Here is a 21,062-nt window from a genome sequence, read left to right on the forward strand (position 1 = left end):
CACCACCCCCGCGGCGGGCCGGTGTGCCGGGACCCGGCTACAGGGCCTTGACCGCCCCCAGGACCTTGGTCAGCGAGTCCTTCGCGTCGCCGAACAGCAGGGTGGTCTGCGGTTCGTAGAGCAATTCGTTCTCGATGCCTGCGAAGCCGGGGCGCATGGACCGCTTGAGGAACACCACCTGCCGGGCGTCGGCCACTTCCAGGATGGGCATCCCGTAGATGGGCGATCCGGACGAGGTCTTGGCGGCGGGGTTGACCACGTCATTGGCGCCGACCACCAGGGCGACGTCCGCGGTCTTGAAGTCCGCATTGATCTCGGTCATTTCCCGGAGCTCCTCGTACGGAACGTTGGCTTCGGCCAGGAGCACGTTCATGTGCCCGGGCATGCGGCCCGCCACGGGATGGATGGCGAAGTCCACCTGGATTCCCCGGAGCTGCAGTGCCTTGGCCAGTTCCGCCGCGGTGTGCTGGCCCTGGGCCACGGCCAGGCCGTAGCCGGGAACAATGATCACGCGCTGCGCGTAACCCAGCAGCACGGCGACGTCCTCCGCGCTGGAGGAGCGCACCGGGCGGTCACTGACCGCGGTGGAGCCCGCCGTCGAACCTCCCCTGAAGGCTCCGAACAGGATGCCCGCCACGCTGCGGCCCATGGCGGCAGCCATGGCCCGGGTCAAGATGGTACCCGAGGCTCCCACCAGGGTGCCGGCCACGAGCAGCAGCACGTTGCCCAGCACCAGTCCCGAGGCCGCGACGGCCAGGCCCGTGAAGGCGTTCAGCAGCGAGATGACGATCGGCACGTCCGCGCCGCCCACGGGCAGCACCAGGAAGATGCCCGCGCCGAGTCCCAGGATCAGCAGCACCAATGCCAGCGGCAGCGAGCCGGTCAGGACGACGGCGACACCGGCACCCAGCGCGGCCAGCAGCACCGCCGCCATGACCACGGGCAGTCCGGGGAACACCACCGGACGGGTGGTCATGAGCTCCTGCAGCTTGGCGAACGTCACGGCGGAACCGGCGAAGGACACCGCACCCACCAGCAGGGTGAAGGCGATGGCCAGGCGGACCCAGGCGTCGGCCGTGTGCCCGAGTTCAAGGAGTGCCACGAGCGCAGCGGCACCGCCGCCCACGCCGTTGAACGCGGCGACGAGCTGCGGCATCTGGGTCATCTTGACGCGCCGGGCCACGGGGGCGGCAACCGCCGAACCCACGGCTATCGCGCCGAGGATCCAGGGAATGTTCTCCAGCCGGGCCGAGAGGAACACCGTGGCCACGCCCAGCACGGCGCCCGCGGCGCCCACGAGGTTGCCGCGGCGGGCGGTGCGGGGCGAGTTCAGGCCCATGAGCGCCAGGATGAACAACACTGCCGCCACGAGGTAGAGGAGGCCCGTCCAGGTGGGGTCCAGGATGCTCATCGTGGCCCCTTCCCGTCCCTGCGCCCGCCGAACATCTCCAGCATGCGGTCGGTCACCACGAATCCGCCCACCAGGTTGGCGGTGGCCAGCACGACGGCGAGGAGCGCGACGGCGAGGACCCACGGGTCCGCGGCCTGGCCGGCCACGATGATGGCACCCACCAGGATGATGCCGTGGATGGCGTTGGCCCCGGACATCAGCGGTGTGTGCAGGGTGCTGGACACCTTCGAGACCACTTCGAAGCCCACGAAAACCGCCAGCACGGTAATCGTGAGCAGGCTGATGCCGTCCATCAGGCCACCCCCTCGTTGTCGAACTTCCGGTTCGCTACTGCCAGGGCGTCCGCCGTGGGCGCATGCCGCACCACGCCGTCGTGCGTCAGGCACGTGCCGGCCACCACTTCGTCGCCGAAGTCGAGGGCCAGGGTTCCGTCCCGGACCATCAGGGCCAGCAGGTTGGCCACGTTCTTGGCATACAGCCGGGACGCGTCCGCCGGCATGGCAGAGGCGGCGTCCTTCATACCCACCAGAGTCACGGTGCCCTGGCCGTCGGCGGTCTCCACCGCGATGTCCTGGCCGGGAACCGATCCCTCCACATTGCCGCCGGACTCCGCGGCAAGGTCCACCACCACGGAGCCGGGGCGCATGCCCTGCACCATCTCCCGGCTCACCAGGAGCGGGGCCCGCCTGCCGGGGACAGCCGCCGTCGTAATCAGCACGTCCGCCTGGGCAACGTGCGGCGCCAGCAACTGCCGCTGCAGGGCGCCGCGGTCAGCGCTTAACTCCCGCGCATAGCCGCCCGAGGCCTCGGCCGTCTCCAGGTCCAGCTTGATGAAGGTGCCGCCCATCGAGGCAACCTCGTCCGCCGAAGCGGGCCGGATGTCGTTCGCGGAGACCCGGGCGCCCAGCCGCTTTGCCGTTCCGATGGCCTGCAGCCCCGCCACGCCGACGCCGAGCACCAGGACGCGCGCAGGCGGGATGGTTCCGGCCGCTGTCATGAAGAGCGGGAAAAAGCGGGGCAGGCGGATGGCCGCTTCCAGCACGCAGCGGTAGCCTGCCACGAGGGCCTGGGAGGACAGGGCGTCCATCGACTGGGCCCGGGAAATCCGGGGCACCAGTTCGAGTGCGAAGGAGGTGACACCGGCGGCGGCCAGCGCCTGTACAGCGGGCAGTTCGGACGACGGCGATGCGAGGCCAACGGTCACGGCACCGCGGCGCAGTGCCGCCGCCGTCGCCGGTTCCAGCGGGCGCACATGGGCGAGGACATCGAGTGAACCGGGGTCCAGTTCGGGGACGATCCGCGCGCCGGCCCGGACGTAGGAGTCGTCACTGTGGCCGGCCGCGGTTCCCGCCCCGGATTGGACCAGGACCTCAAGCCCCAGGCCGATCAGCTGCTGCACCGTCTCCGGCGTCGCGGCAACCCGCCGCTCGCCCTCGCGGTGTTCCCGCACAATGCCTAGCTCCACCCCGCCACTCCCTTTCCAGCGTCATCGCTGTCCGGTGTCCCGCTGTCCCGGGTCGGTATGGCTAGAGTCTATGCAGAATCCGAGTCCGCGCGTGCTTTCCTCGACACGCGCACTCCCCGCCGGTAGACATTAACGATGGCAACTATCGGATTTCACGCATCGCATGAACAGATCAGCCCGGGCCAACTGCTCCAGGACGTCCAATTAGCCGAGCAAGCGGGATTCGACGCCGCCATGTGCTCGGACCACATCGAACCCTGGTCCGCGCGGCAGGGCCACTCCGGTTTCGCCTGGTCCTGGCTGGGTGCAGCGCTGGCCACCACCTCGCTGCGCTTCGGCGTGGTCACGGCGCCGGGCCAGCGCTACCATCCCGCGATCATCGCGCACGCCTCGGCCACCCTGGCGGACATGTTTCCCGGGCGGTTCTGGATGGCTCCGGGCAGCGGGGAGAACATGAATGAACACATCACGGGCGATGCGTGGCCGGCCAAGGAAACCCGCCAGCAGCGCCTGGAGGAGTGCGTGGACGTCATCCGACGCCTGCACAACGGCGAGGAGGTGACCCACCACGGCCTGGTCACGGTGGAACAGGCACGGCTGTGGGATGTCCCGGAGACCAAGCCGCCGCTGATCGCCCCCGCCATCAGCGTGCAGACCGCACGGCGCGCAGCGGACTGGGCGGACGGCCTGGTCACCGTCAACCAGCCCCACGCAAAGCTGAAGGAAATGCTTGCCGCCTACCGGGACAACGGCGGCCGGGGCAAGGCAGTGCTCCAGATCCACCTGTCCTGGGCGCCGCGGGAGGAAGAGGCGGTCTCAATCGCCCTGGACCAGTGGCGGTCCAACGTCTTCGCTCCGCCCATCCCCTGGGACCTGCCCACCGCCGCGCACTTCGACGGTGTCAGCACCGACGTCGGCGAGGAACAGGTCCGCAAGGCCGTCAACATCTCCTCCAGCCTGGACCAGCACGCCACATGGCTGCAGGAATACGCGGACCTGGGCTTCGATGAGCTGTACCTGCACTTCGTGGGCCAGGAGCAGAAGCCCTTCATCGAGGCGTTCGCCGAACACGTGCTCCCCCGGCTGCGGGCCGGCAGCGGGACCCGGGCGGTGACGGCATGAGGATCGCGGAGACGTCCGATCTGTGGTGGAAGAACGCCGTGGTCTATTGCCTGGACCCGGAAACCTTTTTCGACGACGACGGCGACGGCACCGGGGATTTCGGCGGCCTGATCCAGCGCGTGGATTACCTGGCGGCGCTGGGGGTCACGTGCATCTGGCTCATGCCGTTCTACCCGTCCCCGGACCGGGATGACGGCTACGACATCACCGACATGTACGGCGTGGACCCGCGCCTTGGCACCCTGGGCGACGTGGTGGAGTTCATCCGGACCGCGAAGGACCGGGGAATGCGGGTGATCGCGGACTTCGTCATCAACCACACCTCGGACAAGCACCCCTGGTTCAAGGAGTCCCGGAAGTCCGTGGACAACCCGTACCGGGACTACTACGTCTGGCGGAAGGACACTCCCCCGGACACGTCGGAACAGGTGGTGTTTCCCGGCGAGGAAACGTCCATCTGGACCCAGGACAAGGCCACCGGCGAGTGGTACCTGCACATGTTCGCCAAGCACCAGCCGGACCTGAACGTCGCCAATCCGAAGGTCCGGGACGAGATCGCCAAATCCATGGGTTTCTGGCTGCAGATGGGTCTGGACGGGTTCCGGCTGGACGCCGTGCCGTTCTTCCTGGAGCTGCAGGGCGTGTCCAAGGAGGACGCGGCGAAGATCGATCCGCACGACTACCTGGCGGCCCTGCGCAGCTTCCTCAACCGGCGCAACGGGAGTGCTGTGCTCCTGGGCGAGGTCAACCTTCCGTACAAGGACCAGGTGAAGTACTTCGGCGGGCCGGACGGCAACGAGCTGAACATGCAGTTCGACTTCCTGAGCATGCAGAACCTTTACCTTTCCCTGGCCAGGGAGGATGCGCGCCCGCTGGCCAAGACCCTGACCGGCAGGCCGGCCATCCACCCGGACAACCAGTGGGCCATGTTCGTGCGCAACCACGATGAGCTGACGCTGGACAAGCTCACCGATGAGGAGCGGGCCGAAGTCTTTGCCGCCTTCGGCGCGGATCCGGACATGCAGATGTATGGACGCGGACTCCGGCGCCGCCTGCCCCCGATGCTCGACGGCGATCCCGCCCGGCTCCGCATGGTCTACTCGCTGATGTTCTCCCTGCCCGGAACGCCGGTCCTGTTCTATGGCGAGGAAATCGGCATGGGTGAGGACCTGCGCGCCGAGGGCCGGTCGGCGGTTCGGTCCCCCATGCAGTGGAACGACACCGACAACGGCGGATTTTCCACCGCGCCCGCGGACAAGCTGGTGGCGCAGGTGGTTGACGGCTACTTCGGGCCCAAGAACATCAACGCCGCGCAGGCCGTCCGGGACCCTGACTCGCTGTGGAATTTCATCGCCACCCTCATCCGGCGCTACCGGGAAAGCCCGGAACTCAGCTGGGGCGACTTCGAGCTCATCAAGCAGGCCAATCCCGGGGTGCTCCTGCACAGCTGCACCCGTGCCGGTTCCACGCTGGTCCTGGCGCACAACATGGCCGCGCAGCCGGCCTCCGTCACGGCAAGGGTTTCGTCGCCGGAAGATCCCAAGGAGACGTTCGGCGGCGCCATCCTGCTGGACCTGCTCGACGGCGAAAACATCGCCCTGGCGGACGACGGCGGCTTCGAGCTGGAGTTGGAGCGCTACGGCTACCGCTGGTTCAGGATCCAGCGGTCAGGCGACCGCCGGATCTGACAACCCCGGATATAGCACCGCCGCATCTGACGCAGTAAAGCACGACGCCGGCAGCCCCGTTTCCGGGGCGGCCGGCGTCGTGTTTCCAGTTGCGGCGCTGACGGGCGCTAGGGCGTCAATCCCACCATCGGGACCACCACGGGCGATCCTGCGCGCCAGTCGAGGACGATGGCCTGGCTTTGGCCGTCGCCCACGATCACGTCCAGGGCATTCGGGTCCCTGGTGTCGGAGTCGCGGGAGTCCAGGCCGCCGTCGAAGACTCCGGCGCCGCCACCGAAGCGCCATTCCTTGATCCACGACGGATCGCCGGCTGCCCAGTAGTCGCCGTCGTACACCGGGCGGACATTGCCGATTCCTTCGCCTGCCTCGGCGTTCCCGAACATCGCGACGGACATCCGGGCCGTAGCCGGATCAAGGCTGCCCAGTGCCGCCTTGGGCACACGGGTGACAATTTGCCGCGCCTCAGGGACAGCCAGCAGGCTCACGGCGGAGGTCCGCGTGCCGTCGGGAGAGAAGACACCGGCGCCGTCGAAGCGGCCGTCCGTGACGATCACCGAGTCCCAGGCGTGTTCAACATTGATGTTGGTTCCGGGCAGGCCGGGAACAGCGCCGCCGGTGCCGGTGCCCAGGTAGATGTTCAGGCGCTGGTGCGAGATGCCCTGGCCGCCCCAGGGGTTGGTGACCTCCCCGGCGATGGTGGTGACAAACGCGTAGTCCTCGCCGGCGTCGTAAACCTCCACTCCGGTGAGGTCGAAGGCGCCGGGCACATAGGCCGGGTTGGCGGGGTAGGTGTAGCTGCCGGGACCGTTGTCGTCACCGCCCGGATCCGCGAGGGCTCCGAGGCGGGTGCCGTAGTAGAGCACGGTGGTTTCTTCCTGGGCGGTGCCTCCGTCGGCGGCCACGCCCGCGACGACGATCTTGTTTTTGGCCCCGGTCAGCGGAACATCGAGCGAGAAGGACCCGACGCCGTCCGCACCGGCCGTGACCGGCGCCTCGGTGACCGCGCCATTCACGGAGACATACACCGTGGAAGCGTTCGTCGTGCCGGCGACAGTAGTCGTGGCGGCGTCCGCGATGGACAGGGCAGCAGGGCTCGTCAGGTCCAGCTCCGGCGTGGAGACGGTGGCGCCGGAGGCGTAGCGGGCGGCCACGTTGGCCGGCGTTTCCACCGGGGAACCGTTGTTCACGCCGGCCGCGAGCCGCACGTACTGGGCCATCGCCCAGGACAGCGGCGAGGCGGAGCCGGTGCTGCGTCCCAGTTCGTGGCCGTAGGAGGTGGGCTCTTCCGAGTCCCAGACCTGCTCCGGAATCATGAACCCGGCATTGGCCGCCGAATGCATAGTCTGCAGGTACGGCAGCGCGTCCTCGCCGTTGGCCAGCGCGTATTCGCCGCGCTCACCGCTCAGAAGCGGCCAGAGCCGGCCGATCCCGGTGCCGTCCCACGGCGAGCCGTCCGCTTTTTCGCCATAGCCGTCGTAGGTGTAGCGGTGCCACATGCGGCCGCCGGGGGTCTCCTGGGAGATGGAGGCGTCCGTTTCAGCCAGCGAGTCCGCCACAAACGGGTCGTCGGGAGCCTTGACGCCCAGGCGCACCAATTCGAGGAAGCCTGCGTCCAGCACTGCGTTCTCCGGATGCTGGCCGGCGCCGTTGCCCCAGTCACGGGACGCGCCGTCGTTCGGGTTGCCGCTCGCGCTGATACGGAGGTAGTAGTTGCCGTCGCCCACGGGGCCGTTGGTGGTGAACATCCACTTCTCCGTGCTTCGCTGCCACTCGTCGGCCGTGGCGCGGTAGATCGCGGCTGATGCGGCGTCGTCGTTCTTCCCGGCGATGTCCGCAGCGGCGGCAAGCGCGGCGATCTGGGAGGCGAGGGTCGACGTCGAGTACCCACCGGTCTCCTCCCAGCGCTCCTGGGGTGTCTTGGCACCGGCCGCCACGAGGTAGTCCGCGGCCGGTTTGAGCTCTTTGCGGTAGAAACCGCCGTCCGTGCGGCCCACTTGGTTGGCGAGCAGGATGGGGAAGGCTGTTTCGTCCAGCTGGATGCCGTTCTGGCCGATTGTTCCGTCCACCTTCGAGGTCTGCGGGAAGTGCCCGTCGGGCTGCTGCTGGTATTCGAAGAGCCAGTCGACGCCGCGCCGGGCAGCCTGGGTGTCCCCGGCGGCCAGGAGAGCCGTGACCGACTGGTACATGTCGCGGGCCCACACCGCGTGGTAGCCCTCACGGTGTGTTTCGGCGCTGGCAACCTGGCCCCACGGAATGGTCAGGGAAGCGATGAAGGCACCGGGGTAGGTCTTGTCCTCATGCGATTTCACGGTCATGAGCGAAACGTCATACTGCGTCCGGAGCCCGCCTTCCAGTTGGCCGGAGGGCTCGTTGAGCGAGGCGAGGTACTTCCGCCATTCGCCGGTGTACTTCCGGGCAACCTTCGCGTAGCCGCTCTTGAGGCTGGCAGTAGCCGTGGCCAGCGCCTCCGCGGTATCGGCGCCGAAGCCCATGGCCAGTGAGAACTCCGTGCGACCGCCGGGGGTCAGCGGAATCTGCCCCGTCTGGGAGATGTTGCCGGGTCCTGCGGCCGGATGTGCGCCATCCAGCGTGCCGTCGGACGAGAGGTCCGTCCAGCCGTCGCTGCTGCCCGCATAGCCGTTGCCCATGGCTGCGAACCCGGCAGACGAGACCAAGGCTGTGGCAACAGGTGTGGCGGCATCTTCCAGGTCGGAAGCCAGCAGCGCGCCCTCGGAGATGCTGCCGGTGTCCCCGCCCGAGGTGCCTGCCAGGGACGGATCGGAGAGCACGAACAGCTGGTAGTCGCCGCCGTCGAGGACTTCGAAGGTGACACCGAGCATCACGGTGGACCGGGCAGGGTCCGTGACGTACGTCTTGGTCAGCCGCCAGCGGCCCGCGTCGTCGGTGGTGATCTGCCGGTAGCTGAGCGCCTTGGGGTCGGCCAGCTCAACGGTGCGGCTGGCCTGGTCGCTTTCGCGCTGTGCCGTGGTGCCGTCGCTGACGGCGAACTGCAGTTCACGGGTGTTAGGCGTGTCGGCGCGGGGATAGTAGACCTCGCTCATGGTCCCCTCGGTCAGGGTGTACCAGACCTTTGACGCCGTGCCGAGGGCCGTGCCTACGCCCTCTTTGTCGCCCTTGGTCCAGGTGGCGGCTGATCCCGGTGCGCCCGGCGCATCAGCGGCTTCCGCGACGGCGGGGGTCAGGCCCAGGGCCGAGACCGCCACTGCCAGTACGGTTGCCGTGCATGCAGATTTGAGGCGTTGCTTCATTGCTCTCCTCGAAGGTGGGTTGAGTGATGGCCAAGCCCGGACTCCCACGTCTGTCGGTCCAACTTGAGCCTGATGAGTATTTATTAGAGACTCTAATAAACCACTGCCAGCTAGTATGTGAGCTGGATGATTGCCACGTCAAGGGGGGTGCTGGAAGATGTCCGAGCGACGTACCGCTGCCACAACACCTGTCCTGCGCCGCATCACGGCGGAAGCTGTGCTGAGCGCCCTGGTCACCTCAGGCGAACTCAATGCCAACGACCTCATCACCGCCACCGGCCTCTCCAGGCCGACAGTCCACTCGGTGTGTGACGAATTGATCGCCCTCGGCTGGGTGGTGGAGACCGGCGGGGCCGGGGGGACGCCAGGGGGTCCTGTCCGTTCCGGACGGCCGTCGCGCCGGTACTCCCTCAACGCCGGGGCAGGATTTGTGGCAGGCGTGGACCTGGGCGCCACCAAAGTCACATGCTGCCTGGCCGACCTCAAGGGCCGGATCGTCGCGGAACGCACCGAGGCCTGGCGGGACGAACATGTGGGCGCGCCCGAGCGCCTCCGGCTCACCCGGAAGCTGCTGCAGGAGCTACTGCCGAAGGCCGGGATCGATCCCCGCAACGTGCTGTCCTGCGGCATGGCAGTACCTGCCCCCGTCACGTCGGACGGGCATGCCGTGGCCCTGGAGTCCTACCTGCCGGGAATGGCGGCCCTGGACCTGCGCGAATCCCTTCAGCCGGACTTCAGCTGGCCGGTGCTGGCGGAAAACGATGCGAACCTGGCCGTGCTGGCGGAGCGTTGGCTCGGGGTCGCCCAAAATGTGGACAACGTGATAGTCCTGCTGGCGGGCGAACGCTTGGGAGCAGGAATCTGCCTGGGCGGCCGGCTGATCCGCGGGGGCGGTGCCGCAGGCGAGATGCGGTTCCTGGAACTCGTGGAGGGCGTCGGCAACACGGACGCAGTGGGCGGGATGTGCCGCGAACTCGGCGCCGTCGCCGCAGCGGAAATCATTGCGGGCGAACGGGACGAAGCCCCCGGCGGCAGCGCCCTGGTGGCATTGTCCGGAGGGAACCCCGGCAGCATGACCGCCGAAATCGTGGTCGACGCCGCCCGGCGCGGGGACCCGGCCGCCGTCGAAGTCATCGCCGTGGTGATGGAGCGCACTGCCCGCGCTGCCGCCGTCGTAAGCACACTCCTGGACCCGGAACTCCTGGTGCTGGCCGGCGGACCTGCGGGCGCCGGGGACGTCCTGCTTCCTGCCCTCGAACACGAGCTGAACAGGCTCAACTCCGCCCGGCCAAGGCTGGCGGCTTCCACGCTTGGCGACCACTCAGCCCTGACGGGTGCCGTCCGCCTCGCCCTGGACCACGCCTTCGAGGGTCTGCTGGACTGACACCGGACGAGCCGTTGGCGGCCACGGGCCCGGGGGACAGGCCCGGCCGGGGGGCCGGAAACAGCGCGGGCGCGGAAAACTAACGCGGCCATTACCGGCATGAAACGCAGCGGCAACAATGGCGCAGGACACTGGATGTGCCGGCAATTGCAGGCACATCCACAAGCTCCGGCTCAGGAGGCCCCGCCATGTTGAAGGAAGCCAAAGCACATGTAACCCGCGTTCGCGCCCTGGACCAGCTGCACCGCGGCGACGAGATTGAAGCCCGCCTCTCGGTGGGTCCCAGCTATGACGATGTAGTGATCCGCCGGGGCCGCGTGCAGGAAACTGCGCCGGGCATCGGAGTGGTGTGGATCATGGACCGCCTGACCGGGATGCGCAAGGCGATCAATTCGGACGAGTGCAGCATTTGGCGAGTAGCCTGAGCCCTTCAGCCGCCTGCCACGGACTGGATGATCACCACTTCCTGTCCGGCAGCCACCTCAGTTTCCAGTCCCTGCAAGCGCCGGACCTCGTCCCCGTTGACGTAAATATTCACGTAGCGGCGGAGGGCACCGGTTTCATCCCTCAACCGCCTCGCCAGCACGGGATAGTCCCCGGCCAGCGAGTCCAGCAAGAACCCCACAGTCACGGCCCCGTCGGCGGGTGTAGTCAGTATGGACTGCCCGCCGGCGAGCGGCTGGAGGACGCCGGGCAGCACCACGCTGATGTCAGCCACAACGGACCCTCAAGCGGGTACCGGAGCGCCAGGCACCAGAGCCGCGGACACCACGGCGGCGCGGACACACAGGACGTCCGGCAGATGTGAGGCCACTTCGGTGAAGTGCTCACCTTCGTCAGGGCTGGCGTAGACCGAGCCACCGCGCGTTCCGAAGTACACCCCGGCCGGTTCTGCGGAATCCACCGAGGCAGCGTCACGGAGCACCGCGTTGTATTCGCCCTGCGGCAGCCCGGAATCCAGGCGTTTCCAAGTCTTCCCGGCATCGTCCGTACGGTGTACGGCGAGCTTCCCGTCGGGCGGGATGCGTTCGCCGTCGGCCTTCAGCGGAATCACCCATGCGGTGCCTGCCCGCCGTGGATGGGTCAGCATCACGAAGCCGAAATCGGCGGGCAGGCCTTCCGCAATTGATTCCCAGTTCTCGCCGTTGTCATCCGTGCGGTATACACCGTGGTGGTTTTGGGCGTAGAGGCGGCCCTCGACGGCGGAATCCGCCGCGATCTTGTGCACGCACTGGCCGAATTCCGGGTTGGGATCCGGCATGAAGTACGCCGAGATGCCCTTGTTCCGGGGTTCCCAGGAGGTGCCGCCGTCGAGCGAGCGGTAAACGCCGCCGGTGCTCATAGCAACGTGAACGTTGTCCCCGGACGGATTGACAACGATCGAGTGCGCGGCCGCTCCGCCGTACCCGGCGCCCCACTCGCTGCGGTGCGGATGGTCCCAGAGCCCGCGGTTCAGTTCGAAGTGTTCGCCGCCGTCAGTGGATTTCCAGACGGAGATGGGTTCGGCCCCGGCCCAGACCACGCCCGGGCGGGATTCGGCGTCGGGGTAGATCTGCCAGATGCGTTCCACGGCGGCGTCGGTGCCCTCCGGGAACTTGATGGCGCCCTGTTCGGGCTCGGTCCAAGTCGCCCCGAGGTCGTCCGAATGGGCAACGGTGGGTCCCCAGTGCTCGGAGCGCACACCCACCATGATCCGGGCCCGCCCGTTGCGGGTATCGATGCCGATGCTGGGGACTTCGCTCATCAGGAAATGGGGGCCGGACATGGACCATGCCTGCCGGTCCTGGCTGGTCGCCAGCCATAGCCCTTTTTTGGTTCCGATCGCTAGGACATAACTCTCTTCGGTGGCCATGCACCCCATGCAACCACTCCGGCGCGGAGGCCGCAATGGTTTTGGCACGGCATTGTTGGCCGCGAAAAGTCAGTCCACGAATTCCGACTGGGTCTCGATAAAGTCCCAGTCCGCGTTCGTGAGGACCCCTGTGGCGGTGTCCGGGTGCGGGCCGCCGGCCTCGGCAATCCCCTGCAGCACGAACAACGGCAATTCATCCGCGCGCAGGTTTTCGCGCAGCCATTCCTTGCTGGCCAGATCCAGATCAAGCCACCACATGTAGATTTCCACCACGGACCACCTCTCCCTATGCCTCAACGTTATTCCGGGGCAAGGGGGTGTACAAGGGCCCAACGGCCGTGGTGCCCGCTTCCCCGGCCGGACAGCTGATTGCCCCCTTGTGCCGGCAGTTACGCTGCGCCAATCTTGTCTTGTGGAGCTGTCCGGCACCGGAACTACCGGCGCCGAAGATCCACTGTGGAGGGCACTCCGCACAGCGCTGAGAAGGTTGCCATGGACGGTGACATAGAACTCGAACTCGCATCAGGTTCCGAGCGGGGCGAGTACACGGTGCGCGTGGTTCAGGCGCCGGCCGGAGGAAACACCTCGGGGGTGTTCAGGCTGGACGTAGACCGGATCCTGGCACGCCGCGCCGAATTGGAGTCCACCGTCCTGGCCTCTGCCGTGGCCGCCCGACGCACCACACCGGTCGCCGAGCTCCCAGTGCGGGGCGTGGGCCAGGAACTTTTCCAGGCCCTGTTTACCAGAGAGGTCTACGGAACATACCGGGCCAGCCTGGGCGCTGCCCAGCACAGCGGCCAGCAACTCAGGGTGGTGTTGCGCCTCGCCGCTCCTGAACTGGCTGCGATGCCGTGGGAAATGTTGTTTGATCCGGAAACCGAAAGCTACCTGTGCCAGACGGAGCCGCTGCTTCGTCATATTCCGGCGCCGGACTATCATCTGAACCCGCTGGAAATCGTCCCTCCGCTGAGGATCCTTGGCCTGATTGCCTCCCCGCGCGACCTTCCGCAACTGGACGTCGAAGCGGAACGCGGCCACCTCGCCGCAGCCCTGGCGGGCCCGGTTTCCGAAGGCAGGATTGAACTCGTGTGGGCGCCGGGCGGCGCGTGGGACGAGATCCAGTCGATGCTGCTCGACGGACCCTGGCACGCCGTCCATTTCATCGGCCACGGTGACTATGACGCCAAGAACGATGAGGGCCGGATCGCCCTGGTGGGGGCCGACGGCCGGGCCTCCATGGTGCGGGCCATCCGCCTGATGGCCCTCTTGAGCGTTGCCGTGCCGCGCCCCCGCCTGGTGGTCCTCAATTCCTGCTCCTCCGGAGAAACCGGCCGTGAGGATCTGTTCTCCGGCACAGCATCAACGCTGGTCCGCAGCGGCATCAGTGCAGTCGCAGCCATGCAGTTTGCGATCAGCGACGGCGCCGCTATCGCCTTCGCACAGGGTTTCTATGCCGCGATCGCAAACGGCCGCGGCGTGGACGAGGCCGCCCGGGTGGGGCGGATCTCCGTCATGGGAAGCCCTGACGGAACTCTGGAATGGGTGACGCCGGCGCTGTACGTCAGGGGTGGCGACACGCAGCTGTTCAATTTGAAGGCACCGGCCCGACCCGCGCTGAAGGACAGGCCGGCAACGGTGGGGCCCGCCAGGGACACATCCGGTGACAATACGGTCGGATCAGCGGCGCGGTCCAGTGCCCGGATCCGGCAGGCCGAGCTCCGCGCGCTGTACGTGCAGGCCTGCGCTGAGCTCCGAACCAAGCATTATCCGGTGGCCATCGAGCTGTTCGATGACCTGCTGACCCTTGACGGCGGTTACCGCGATGCGGCGTTGCTTCGTGCTTCCGCTGCGCAGCACCTGAAACGTTCCGAGGCCTACCGACATGCCAGGGAAGCCGAAGACGCCGGAGATTGGTCGGCGGCCGCCGACGGCTTCACCGCTGTGCAGGACGATCCCGACTTCCCCGACGCCGCCGCCCGGGCCCGGGATTGCGCCAAACGGCAGCGGACCGCCGACCTGCAGGGTGAGCTGGAGTATCACGCAGGCAGCGGAAACTGGCAGGCCGCGGTGGACGTGGCGGCGGAACTGTATGCCCTGGATCCCGCCGCTTCTGATCCGGACGGGCTGGCGACGAAGGCGCGGAACGAACTGCGCCGCGAAAACGACGCCTTGCGGGCGGCGCAGAAGACAGCACAGCGGACTGCTCGACAGGCCGCAGCGGCCCCGGCCGGCGCAGAAAGGCCTCCATCAGAACTGCAGCCGAAGCAAGCGACAGCAGGTCTGGATCCCCGTTTCCTTGCCGCGGGCGGGATTGTCCTGGCCGTTGCCGGCGCACTCCTGGCGGTCTTCTTCGCCTACCTCAACTGGGTGGACCGGGACTGGTGGTATTCCGGAGGGGAAGCCAGCGTGCGCTTTGTCTACGCACTCCTGGCGCCAGCGGGTTACCTCCTGCTCCTGCTCGCCGGGCTGCCTGATCGGACCGAAAGGGGGCGCGTGACGCTGGCCATGGCGGCCGGTGCCGGTGCGCTCCTCGGGGTGGTCGGCCTGGAAACGGACTTTCTTTGGGCGGCCACGGCCGCCACCATCTTTCAAGCACTTTTTGGCGCATGGGCAGGCGTTCTGGCCATCCGCGCCCCCAACACACCGGCGTTGGCCGGCTGGCTTCTCCTGGTTTGCCTGGCCACGCTCCCGCTGATGTGGCTCCCGGGCGAGGACCTGTCAGCCCGGGCGGTGGTGCTCACGGTGCAGAACGCAACCGTAGCCGCCAGCGGTTTGATCTTCCTTGGGCTGGCCCTCAAACAGAATTGGAAGGACGCGAAATGACACGGCTGGTGGAATTTCCGACGAACGACGGCGGAACCGTGCTGCTGGAAATATCAGACAACAGCGGCGGGCTGGTGACCCGCGGAGGCGGACAGAGCAGCGTTTTCGCCCGGGCGCAGCAAACCTTTGAACGCGCCCTCAGCAACATCCGGCCCGCGGTCCAAGGCGTCATCGATGAGCTGACGGGCCTTCCCGACAAGCCGGACGAAGTGTCGGTCAGGTTCGGCCTGGACCTGCACGCCGAAGCCGGGGCTTTCATTGCCGCCGCCAGCACCAGCTCAAACTTCACCGTAACGCTGACGTGGCGCCGCCCCAAGCCAGCGAGGGAGGCTCCGGACGACGACGAACCGGACTGAGGGGACCCGGACCAGGCATCGTCCGGCGACCCTGCTGCCGGCGCCAACGGCCGTGGCCCTGGCCGCAGCCGCACTGTTCAAGATCTGCAGGGGGGACCACAATGAAGTATGTCTCCTGAACGCTTCAGCGGCCCCCCTCCCCTGGTGGTCGGCGTGCTGCCGGGCCAGCACCCCGAGGTGCTGCAGTCTGCCACCGGCCTTGCAGAGAAGATGGGCGCTCCCCTGCTGTGCGCCTATGTGGACGAGGCAAGCTACCTGGTCGAGTGGGACCCTGCGCGGTCAGCGCACCGGATGTCCCTCCATCCGGGCAAGGACGACGCCGACGTCCGCGCCGTCAGCGAAGAACTCCGCGGCACGGTGGGGGCCGCCTGCGCCGGAAAACCGGTGGAGTGGACGCTGCGGATCCTCTCCGGAGACCCGGCACGCGCCCTGGGACGGGTGGCGGCCGAGGCCAACGCCGCCCTGATCATCGTGGGAACACCGGAACGCGGACTGGGGCACCGCATTTCGGCGGCCCTCAACGGCTCCGTGGCCGCATGGCTGACCCACCACCAGGACCGCCCGGTCCTGGTGGTCCCGGCCCGCATGGGCGCCCACCGGGACACACCGGAGTGAGCGCGGCTCCGGGAACCATACAGCACGGCTACGAGCGCAACTGCAGGGAACTCGAGCGATGGCTGGCCGCGGCGTCCGACGCGGACCTCCGCCGCCGGAGCGACGGCACCCGCTGGACCAACGAGGAACTGCTGTTCCACATGGTTTTCGGCTACATGGTGGTGCAGGCCCTGCTGCCTCTGGTCCGCTTTTTCGGAGTGCTGCCGGCGCCTTTCAGCCGGGCGTTTGCCTGGATCCTCAACGCAGGAACAGCACCGTTCGACGTCGTCAATTACCTGGGTTCCAAGGCTGCGGCCCGGTTTTTCAACCGCAGGAGGATGGCGGCGAAGCTCCGGCGGGTCACGCGCTCCCTTGAGCGGCGGATGGGACGCGAGAGGGCCCAAGCGATGGCCCGGGGAATGTCCTTTCCCGACCGCTGGGACCCGTTCTTCACCCCGTGGATGTCCTTGGCGGATGTCTATGCCTACCCCGTTCAGCACTTCGACTTCCACGCCACCCAGCTCAGCCTCGGCCAAGGCACGGGGACGTGACGGGCCCGCTGGAAAAGGGTCAGTAAAAGAGGGACGAAAGACCCTATAAAAGTAAAGCGAAAGTAGTTATTCGAGGTGGTGGCGTTCCCCGCAACCGCCACGTAAGCTTGAATTCGCAGGAAGATGTTGGACCTGCCCCATAAGCTGCTCCGGAGTGCGTATCCCCCAATAACGCACTCCGGAGCTTTTTAATGTCCAAACACCTGCCAGGAGCCGTCCCATGACCACAGCGCCAAGCCAAACGCCGACAGCGACACCAGCCATCACGGCGCCGCTCTATGCTGCCGGCTTTGTCACAGCTTTCGGCGCGCACAGCATCGCCGCCGGAATGGGCGCCCACAGCGGAGATATCGGGCTGAGCCTGCTCAACCTGGGCATTATCCTGGCCGTTTATGACCTGGCGGAGGTGGTGCTGAAACCTGTATTCGGAGCACTGAGTGACCGCATCGGCACCAAGCCCGTGGTGGTTGCGGGGCTCTTCGCTTTTGCCCTGATGTCGCTGATCGGGCTGTGGGGCGCAAACCCCCTGATGCTTGGCCTCGCACGGATCGGCCAGGGCGCGGCCGCCTCGGCATTTTCGCCGGCCTCCTCGGCGATGGTGGCGCGGCTCGCCGGACGCAGCGCAGGAACGTATTTCGGCCGCTATGGTTCGTGGAAGAGCCTGGGCTACGTTGCGGGGCCGCTGATCGGGGCCGCGCTGATCTTCCTGGGCGGCTTCACCTTCCTCTTTGCCGCCCTGGGCATCCTTGCAGCGGCCACCGCAGTGTGGGCGATGGTGGCGCTGCCGCAGCTGGACCCATTGCCCAGGCCCCGCTACACACTCTTGGACCTTGCCCGCCAAGCCACTCACCGCAGCTTCCTCGTCCCGACCCTCGTCCTGGCAGCCGCCACCGGAGCCCTGGGCACGGCCATCGGCTTCCTCCCCGCGCTGGCCACCCGGCACGGCCTGGATCCGGTGGCGGCCGTGGCCGCCGTCAGCCTGCTGGCACTGGCTTCTGCTGCTACACAGCCCTGGATCGGCCGGCTTCGCGATCAGGGCCGGCTGCACGACGGTCCCGGCATGACCGCCGGGCTGCTGCTGACGGCGGCAGGGATCGCCGGCGTGGCCCTGTTTCCCGGGCCAGCCACCATCTTCGCTGCCGCGGCAGCAATCGGCGTAGGGATCGGCACCGCCACACCGCTGGGCTTTGCGCATCTCGCGGCAACCACACCGGCCGAGCGGCTGGGCCGGACCATGGGATCAGCCGAGCTGGGAAGGGAGCTTGGGGATGCCGGCGGCCCGCTTCTGGTGGGTGCCATAGCCACAGCTACCGCCCTGCCCCTGGGACTGGGAGTTCTGGCCGCCGCCGTCGCCGCCACCTCGTTGCTCGGCATCGGCAGCAGCCTGGGAAGCAACCAAAAAGATACCCCCTAGGGGTACTTGTTTTATACCCCTTAGGGGTATATGTTGTGAGCATGGAATCGCCAGAAAACGCCGCCCCCCGGACCGCGGATGCCGAAACCGCCCCCCAGCATGGTTACACCTCCAACAAGGAGGCATACCTGCTGCGGCTCAAGCGCATTGAAGGCCAGGTGCGGGGCATCGCCCGGATGGTGGATGAGGACAAGTACTGCATCGACATCCTCACCCAGGTTGCCGCCGTGAACAAAGCCCTTCACGCCGTGAGTCTGGGACTCGTCGAGGAGCACATCGGCCATTGCGTCGTCGGTGCCGCCTCGGAACCCGACCCCGCACTCCGCGCGGAAGCCATCGATTTCAAGGTCAAGGAGGCCACCGATGCCATCGGACGCCTGCTGCGGTAACGGCAACCCCGGACACCACACCCTCCGGATGATTCAACCGGACCAATCCGCCACTACGGCACCATCGGCAACGCCGAAGAACAGGAGCACCACCATGAGCCCCGTATCCACCACCGTGAACGTGTCGGGCATGACCTGTGGACACTGCGTGTCCTCCGTCAGCGAAGAACTCGAGGCCCTGGAAGGCGTGGAAGCGGTCGACGTCGACTTGAACGCAGGCGGGATTTCCACCGTGACCATCACGTCCGACAAGGCGCTCTCCCGCTCCGAAATCGGTGAAGCCGTGGCGGAAGCGGGCTACCTGGTGGTGGCCAACGAAGCCTGAGCGCCACCGCCCCACCTGCACCCCCAGCCAAACCGAAACTGACATCGAGGACACTCCGTGAGTAACGAGCAACTGCTGCACCAGCCGGGAACCCGGGTGATTGAACTCGACATCGAAGGCATGACCTGCGCTTCCTGCGTGGGCCGGGTGGAACGCAAACTCGGCAAGCTCGAGGGCGTGGAGGCTTCGGTGAACCTCCCGCTTGAGTCAGCCCAGGTCACAGTCCCGGCGGGAATCACCGACGAACAAATCACGGCCACCGTCGAAGCCGCCGGCTACAAAGCGAGGGTGCGTCCGCATGCGTCTAAGCGAGGCACGAGCGAGCATGCAGAGCATGTCTCCGGTGGTGCCGCGGCTGGTGACCACATGGCCCAAGATGGTGCCGCGGCTGGTGACCACATGGCCCAAGATGGTGCCGCGGCACAGCTCAAGCCGCGACTCATCCTCGCAGCCATCCTGACCGTCCCCGTGTTCGCAATTTCGATGCTGCCGGCGTTCCAGTTCGCCAACTGGGGCTGGGTGGCGGGGATTCTGGCTTTGCCGGTGGTCACCTGGGCGGCCTGGCCGTTCCACCGTGCCGCCGGCATCAACGCCCGGCACTTCGCCTCCACCATGGACACCCTTGTTTCCATCGGCGTCATTGCCGCCTTCTTGTTCTCGGCCTGGCAGTTGCTGGCCGATCCCCGCATGACCGAACATCCCGGCATGGAGATGGGCACGGGGGGCCTCTACTTCGAGGTGGCCGCCGTGGTCACCACCTTCCTGCTCTTGGGGCGTTACCTGGAAGCCAACGCGAAGCAAAAAGCCGGCGACGCGCTGAAGGCGCTGCTGAACCTGGGGGCGAAGGACGCCACGGTACTGGCCGACGGCGCCGAGCTCAGGATTCCGGCTGAGCAGCTGGCCGTGGGCGACGTCATCGTGGTCCGCCCCGGCGAGAAGATCGCCACGGACGGCGTGGTGATCGAGGGCACCTCTGCGGTGGACACCTCCCTGGTCACGGGTGAGTCGGTGCCCGTCGAGGTGGGTCCGGACAGCCCGGTCACGGGCGCCACCATCAACACCTCCGGCCGCCTGCTGGTCCGCGCCACCCGGGTGGGCTCCGAAACCACGCTGGCCCAGATGGCCCGCCTTGTATCGCAGGCGCAGACCGGGAAGGCTCCCATCGCCCGCCTCGCTGACCGCATCAGCGCGGTGTTCGTTCCGATTGTGCTCGTGATTGCCGTCCTCACCTTTGCGGCATGGCTGCTGCTTGCGGGCCCCGTCGTCAGCGACGCTGAACTGCGCGCCGCCTTCACCGCCGCCGTGGCGGTCCTTGTCATTGCCTGCCCGTGCGCCCTGGGCCTGGCCACTCCGGTTGGCCTCCTCACCGGCACGGGCCGCGGCGCCCAGCTGGGGATTCTCATCAAGGGTCCGCAGGTGCTTGAGGACACCCGCACCGTGGACACCATCCTGCTGGACAAGACCGGGACGGTGACCACCGGCCACCTTGCCGTGGACGGCACGTTGGCCTTCGGCACACGCGGCGCCGCGGACGTGCTGCGCCTTGCCGGGGCGGTTGAGGCCGCTTCCGAGCACCCCATCGCCCATGCCATTGCGGCTGCTGCGCTGTCCGCAGAGCGCCGGAACGACGACGGCGGCCGGCTGCCCGCCGTCGAGCAGTTCCGGTCCGCGCCGGGCGGCGGCGTTTCCGGCCGCGTGGGCGGCCGGATGGTCATCGCCGGCCGGACGGGCTGGCTGCAGGAAAACGGCATACCGGTCACACCGGAACAGCAGGAGGCATTGCAGGACGCCGAGAAATCCGGCGCCACCGCGATCTGGGTTGCCGTGGACGGCGAACCGGCGGGCATTGTCTCTCTGCGCGACACCATCAAACCGGGCTCCGCTGAGGCGATTTCGCAGCTCAGGCACCTGGGCCTCCGGCCGATCCTGCTGACCGGAGACAATGCCGCGGTAGCCGCGCAGGTGGCCGCCGCCGTCGGAATCGCTCCGGAGGACGTGTTCGCGGGGGTGCTGCCGGAAGGCAAGGTCGAGGCCGTGCGGAAGCTCCAGGCCGCCGGCGCCACGGTGGCCATGGCCGGCGACGGCGTTAATGACGCGGCGGCCCTTGCGCAGGCCGATCTTGGCATCGCCATGGGGTCCGGCACGGACGTGGCCATCGAAGCCGCCGACCTGACCGTGATGGGCAACGACCTGGCGCAGGTGGCTCAAGCCATCGAGTTGTCCCGGCGCACGCTGGCCACCATCAAGACCAACCTGTTCTGGGCCTTCTTCTACAACGCCGTGGGCATCCCCGTGGCGGCGCTGGGCTTGCTGAACCCCATGATCGCCGGAGCTGCAATGGCCGCGAGTTCAGTGCTCGTGGTGGCAAACTCGCTTCGGCTCCGCAACTTCGGCAGGCCCTCTGCCGCCAGGTAGCGGG

At 67.6% G+C, this 21,062-nt stretch carries 19 protein-coding genes; 12 read left to right on the forward strand and 7 right to left on the reverse strand.

The features are described 5' to 3' along the window. Positions 1–37: 37 nt before the first annotated feature. The 3 genes from Q8Z05_RS07495 to Q8Z05_RS07505 are packed head-to-tail and all read right to left on the reverse strand — an operon-like array spanning position 38 to position 2,876. Complete coding sequence (locus Q8Z05_RS07495) at positions 38–1,411, reverse strand: NAD(P)(+) transhydrogenase (Re/Si-specific) subunit beta (RefSeq protein WP_305942847.1); 1,374 nt, start codon at positions 1,409–1,411, stop codon at positions 38–40. After that, positions 1,408–1,704 (reverse strand): NAD(P) transhydrogenase subunit alpha, encoded by a 297-nt coding sequence (locus Q8Z05_RS07500; protein ID WP_305942848.1) that lies wholly within the window; start codon positions 1,702–1,704, stop codon positions 1,408–1,410. The genes Q8Z05_RS07495 and Q8Z05_RS07500 overlap by 4 nt, the downstream gene beginning before the upstream one ends. Continuing rightward, positions 1,704–2,876: a Re/Si-specific NAD(P)(+) transhydrogenase subunit alpha gene (locus tag Q8Z05_RS07505; protein ID WP_305942849.1), complete on the reverse strand. Its 1,173-nt coding sequence runs from the start codon at positions 2,874–2,876 to the stop codon at positions 1,704–1,706. Before Q8Z05_RS07505 ends, Q8Z05_RS07500 begins: the two co-directional genes overlap by 1 nt. A gap of 135 nt (positions 2,877–3,011) precedes the next feature. Between Q8Z05_RS07505 and Q8Z05_RS07510 the strand changes: the two genes are divergently transcribed. After that, the gene (locus tag Q8Z05_RS07510) at positions 3,012–3,998 is read left to right on the forward strand and encodes a TIGR03885 family FMN-dependent LLM class oxidoreductase (RefSeq protein ID WP_305942850.1); all 987 of its coding nucleotides are present in this window, start codon (positions 3,012–3,014) and stop codon (positions 3,996–3,998) included. Then, positions 3,995–5,686 carry an alpha-amylase family protein gene (locus Q8Z05_RS07515; protein ID WP_305942851.1) on the forward strand — a complete coding sequence of 564 codons (1,692 nt, stop codon included), beginning with the start codon at positions 3,995–3,997 and terminating at the stop codon, positions 5,684–5,686. The genes Q8Z05_RS07510 and Q8Z05_RS07515 overlap by 4 nt, the downstream gene beginning before the upstream one ends. Before the next feature lie 107 nt (positions 5,687–5,793). Here Q8Z05_RS07515 and Q8Z05_RS07520 read toward each other — a convergent pair whose 3' ends face one another. Next, positions 5,794–8,955 (reverse strand): glucan 1,4-alpha-glucosidase, encoded by a 3,162-nt coding sequence (locus tag Q8Z05_RS07520; RefSeq protein WP_305942852.1) that lies wholly within the window; start codon positions 8,953–8,955, stop codon positions 5,794–5,796. Positions 8,956–9,112: 157 nt separating this feature from the next. Between Q8Z05_RS07520 and Q8Z05_RS07525 the strand changes: the two genes are divergently transcribed. Together Q8Z05_RS07525 and Q8Z05_RS07530 are read left to right on the forward strand one after the other, a co-directional pair. Next, the gene (locus tag Q8Z05_RS07525) at positions 9,113–10,339 is read left to right on the forward strand and encodes an ROK family transcriptional regulator (RefSeq protein WP_305942853.1); all 1,227 of its coding nucleotides are present in this window, start codon (positions 9,113–9,115) and stop codon (positions 10,337–10,339) included. A 188-nt stretch (positions 10,340–10,527) separates the two neighbouring features. Next, positions 10,528–10,764 (forward strand): hypothetical protein, encoded by a 237-nt coding sequence (locus tag Q8Z05_RS07530; protein ID WP_305942854.1) that lies wholly within the window; start codon positions 10,528–10,530, stop codon positions 10,762–10,764. A 5-nt stretch (positions 10,765–10,769) separates the two neighbouring features. Here Q8Z05_RS07530 and Q8Z05_RS07535 read toward each other — a convergent pair whose 3' ends face one another. Genes Q8Z05_RS07535 through Q8Z05_RS07545 form a run of 3 tightly spaced genes read right to left on the reverse strand, consistent with a single transcriptional unit; the run spans position 10,770 to position 12,461 of the window. Next, the gene (locus tag Q8Z05_RS07535) at positions 10,770–11,057 is read right to left on the reverse strand and encodes a MoaD/ThiS family protein (protein WP_305942855.1); all 288 of its coding nucleotides are present in this window, start codon (positions 11,055–11,057) and stop codon (positions 10,770–10,772) included. A gap of 9 nt (positions 11,058–11,066) precedes the next feature. After that, positions 11,067–12,200 carry a WD40/YVTN/BNR-like repeat-containing protein gene (locus tag Q8Z05_RS07540; protein ID WP_305942856.1) on the reverse strand — a complete coding sequence of 378 codons (1,134 nt, stop codon included), beginning with the start codon at positions 12,198–12,200 and terminating at the stop codon, positions 11,067–11,069. A 60-nt stretch (positions 12,201–12,260) separates the two neighbouring features. Continuing rightward, positions 12,261–12,461, reverse strand: coding sequence for a hypothetical protein (locus Q8Z05_RS07545; protein WP_011693915.1), 201 nt, complete (start codon positions 12,459–12,461; stop codon positions 12,261–12,263). Positions 12,462–12,683: 222 nt separating this feature from the next. Here Q8Z05_RS07545 and Q8Z05_RS07550 point away from each other — a divergent pair, with 222 nt between their 5' ends. The 8 genes from Q8Z05_RS07550 to Q8Z05_RS07585 all read left to right on the forward strand — a co-directional run bounded on the left by Q8Z05_RS07550 (position 12,684) and on the right by Q8Z05_RS07585 (position 21,058). After that, positions 12,684–15,014 carry a CHAT domain-containing protein gene (locus Q8Z05_RS07550; RefSeq protein WP_305942858.1) on the forward strand — a complete coding sequence of 777 codons (2,331 nt, stop codon included), beginning with the start codon at positions 12,684–12,686 and terminating at the stop codon, positions 15,012–15,014. Continuing rightward, entirely contained in the window at positions 15,011–15,370 is a 360-nt protein-coding gene (locus Q8Z05_RS07555; protein WP_305942859.1) for a CU044_2847 family protein, read from the forward strand. The genes Q8Z05_RS07550 and Q8Z05_RS07555 overlap by 4 nt, the downstream gene beginning before the upstream one ends. A gap of 108 nt (positions 15,371–15,478) precedes the next feature. Then, positions 15,479–15,985 (forward strand): universal stress protein, encoded by a 507-nt coding sequence (locus Q8Z05_RS07560; protein ID WP_305942860.1) that lies wholly within the window; start codon positions 15,479–15,481, stop codon positions 15,983–15,985. Beyond that, positions 15,982–16,515 carry a DinB family protein gene (locus Q8Z05_RS07565; protein WP_305942861.1) on the forward strand — a complete coding sequence of 178 codons (534 nt, stop codon included), beginning with the start codon at positions 15,982–15,984 and terminating at the stop codon, positions 16,513–16,515. Before Q8Z05_RS07560 ends, Q8Z05_RS07565 begins: the two co-directional genes overlap by 4 nt. 220 nt (positions 16,516–16,735) lie before the next feature. Beyond that, positions 16,736–17,929, forward strand: a complete 1,194-nt coding sequence (locus Q8Z05_RS07570) for an MFS transporter (protein ID WP_305942862.1) — start codon at positions 16,736–16,738, stop codon at positions 17,927–17,929. Between the two features lie 41 nt (positions 17,930–17,970). Next, entirely contained in the window at positions 17,971–18,318 is a 348-nt protein-coding gene (locus Q8Z05_RS07575; RefSeq protein ID WP_305942863.1) for a metal-sensitive transcriptional regulator, read from the forward strand. A 94-nt stretch (positions 18,319–18,412) separates the two neighbouring features. Further along, positions 18,413–18,643 (forward strand): heavy-metal-associated domain-containing protein, encoded by a 231-nt coding sequence (locus Q8Z05_RS07580; protein WP_305942864.1) that lies wholly within the window; start codon positions 18,413–18,415, stop codon positions 18,641–18,643. 57 nt (positions 18,644–18,700) lie between these two features. Next, complete coding sequence (locus Q8Z05_RS07585; protein WP_305942865.1) at positions 18,701–21,058, forward strand: heavy metal translocating P-type ATPase; 2,358 nt, start codon at positions 18,701–18,703, stop codon at positions 21,056–21,058. Positions 21,059–21,062: the final 4 nt, after the last annotated feature.

The organism is Arthrobacter oryzae, assembly GCF_030718995.1.
Lineage (GTDB): Bacteria > Actinomycetota > Actinomycetes > Actinomycetales > Micrococcaceae > Arthrobacter > Arthrobacter oryzae_C.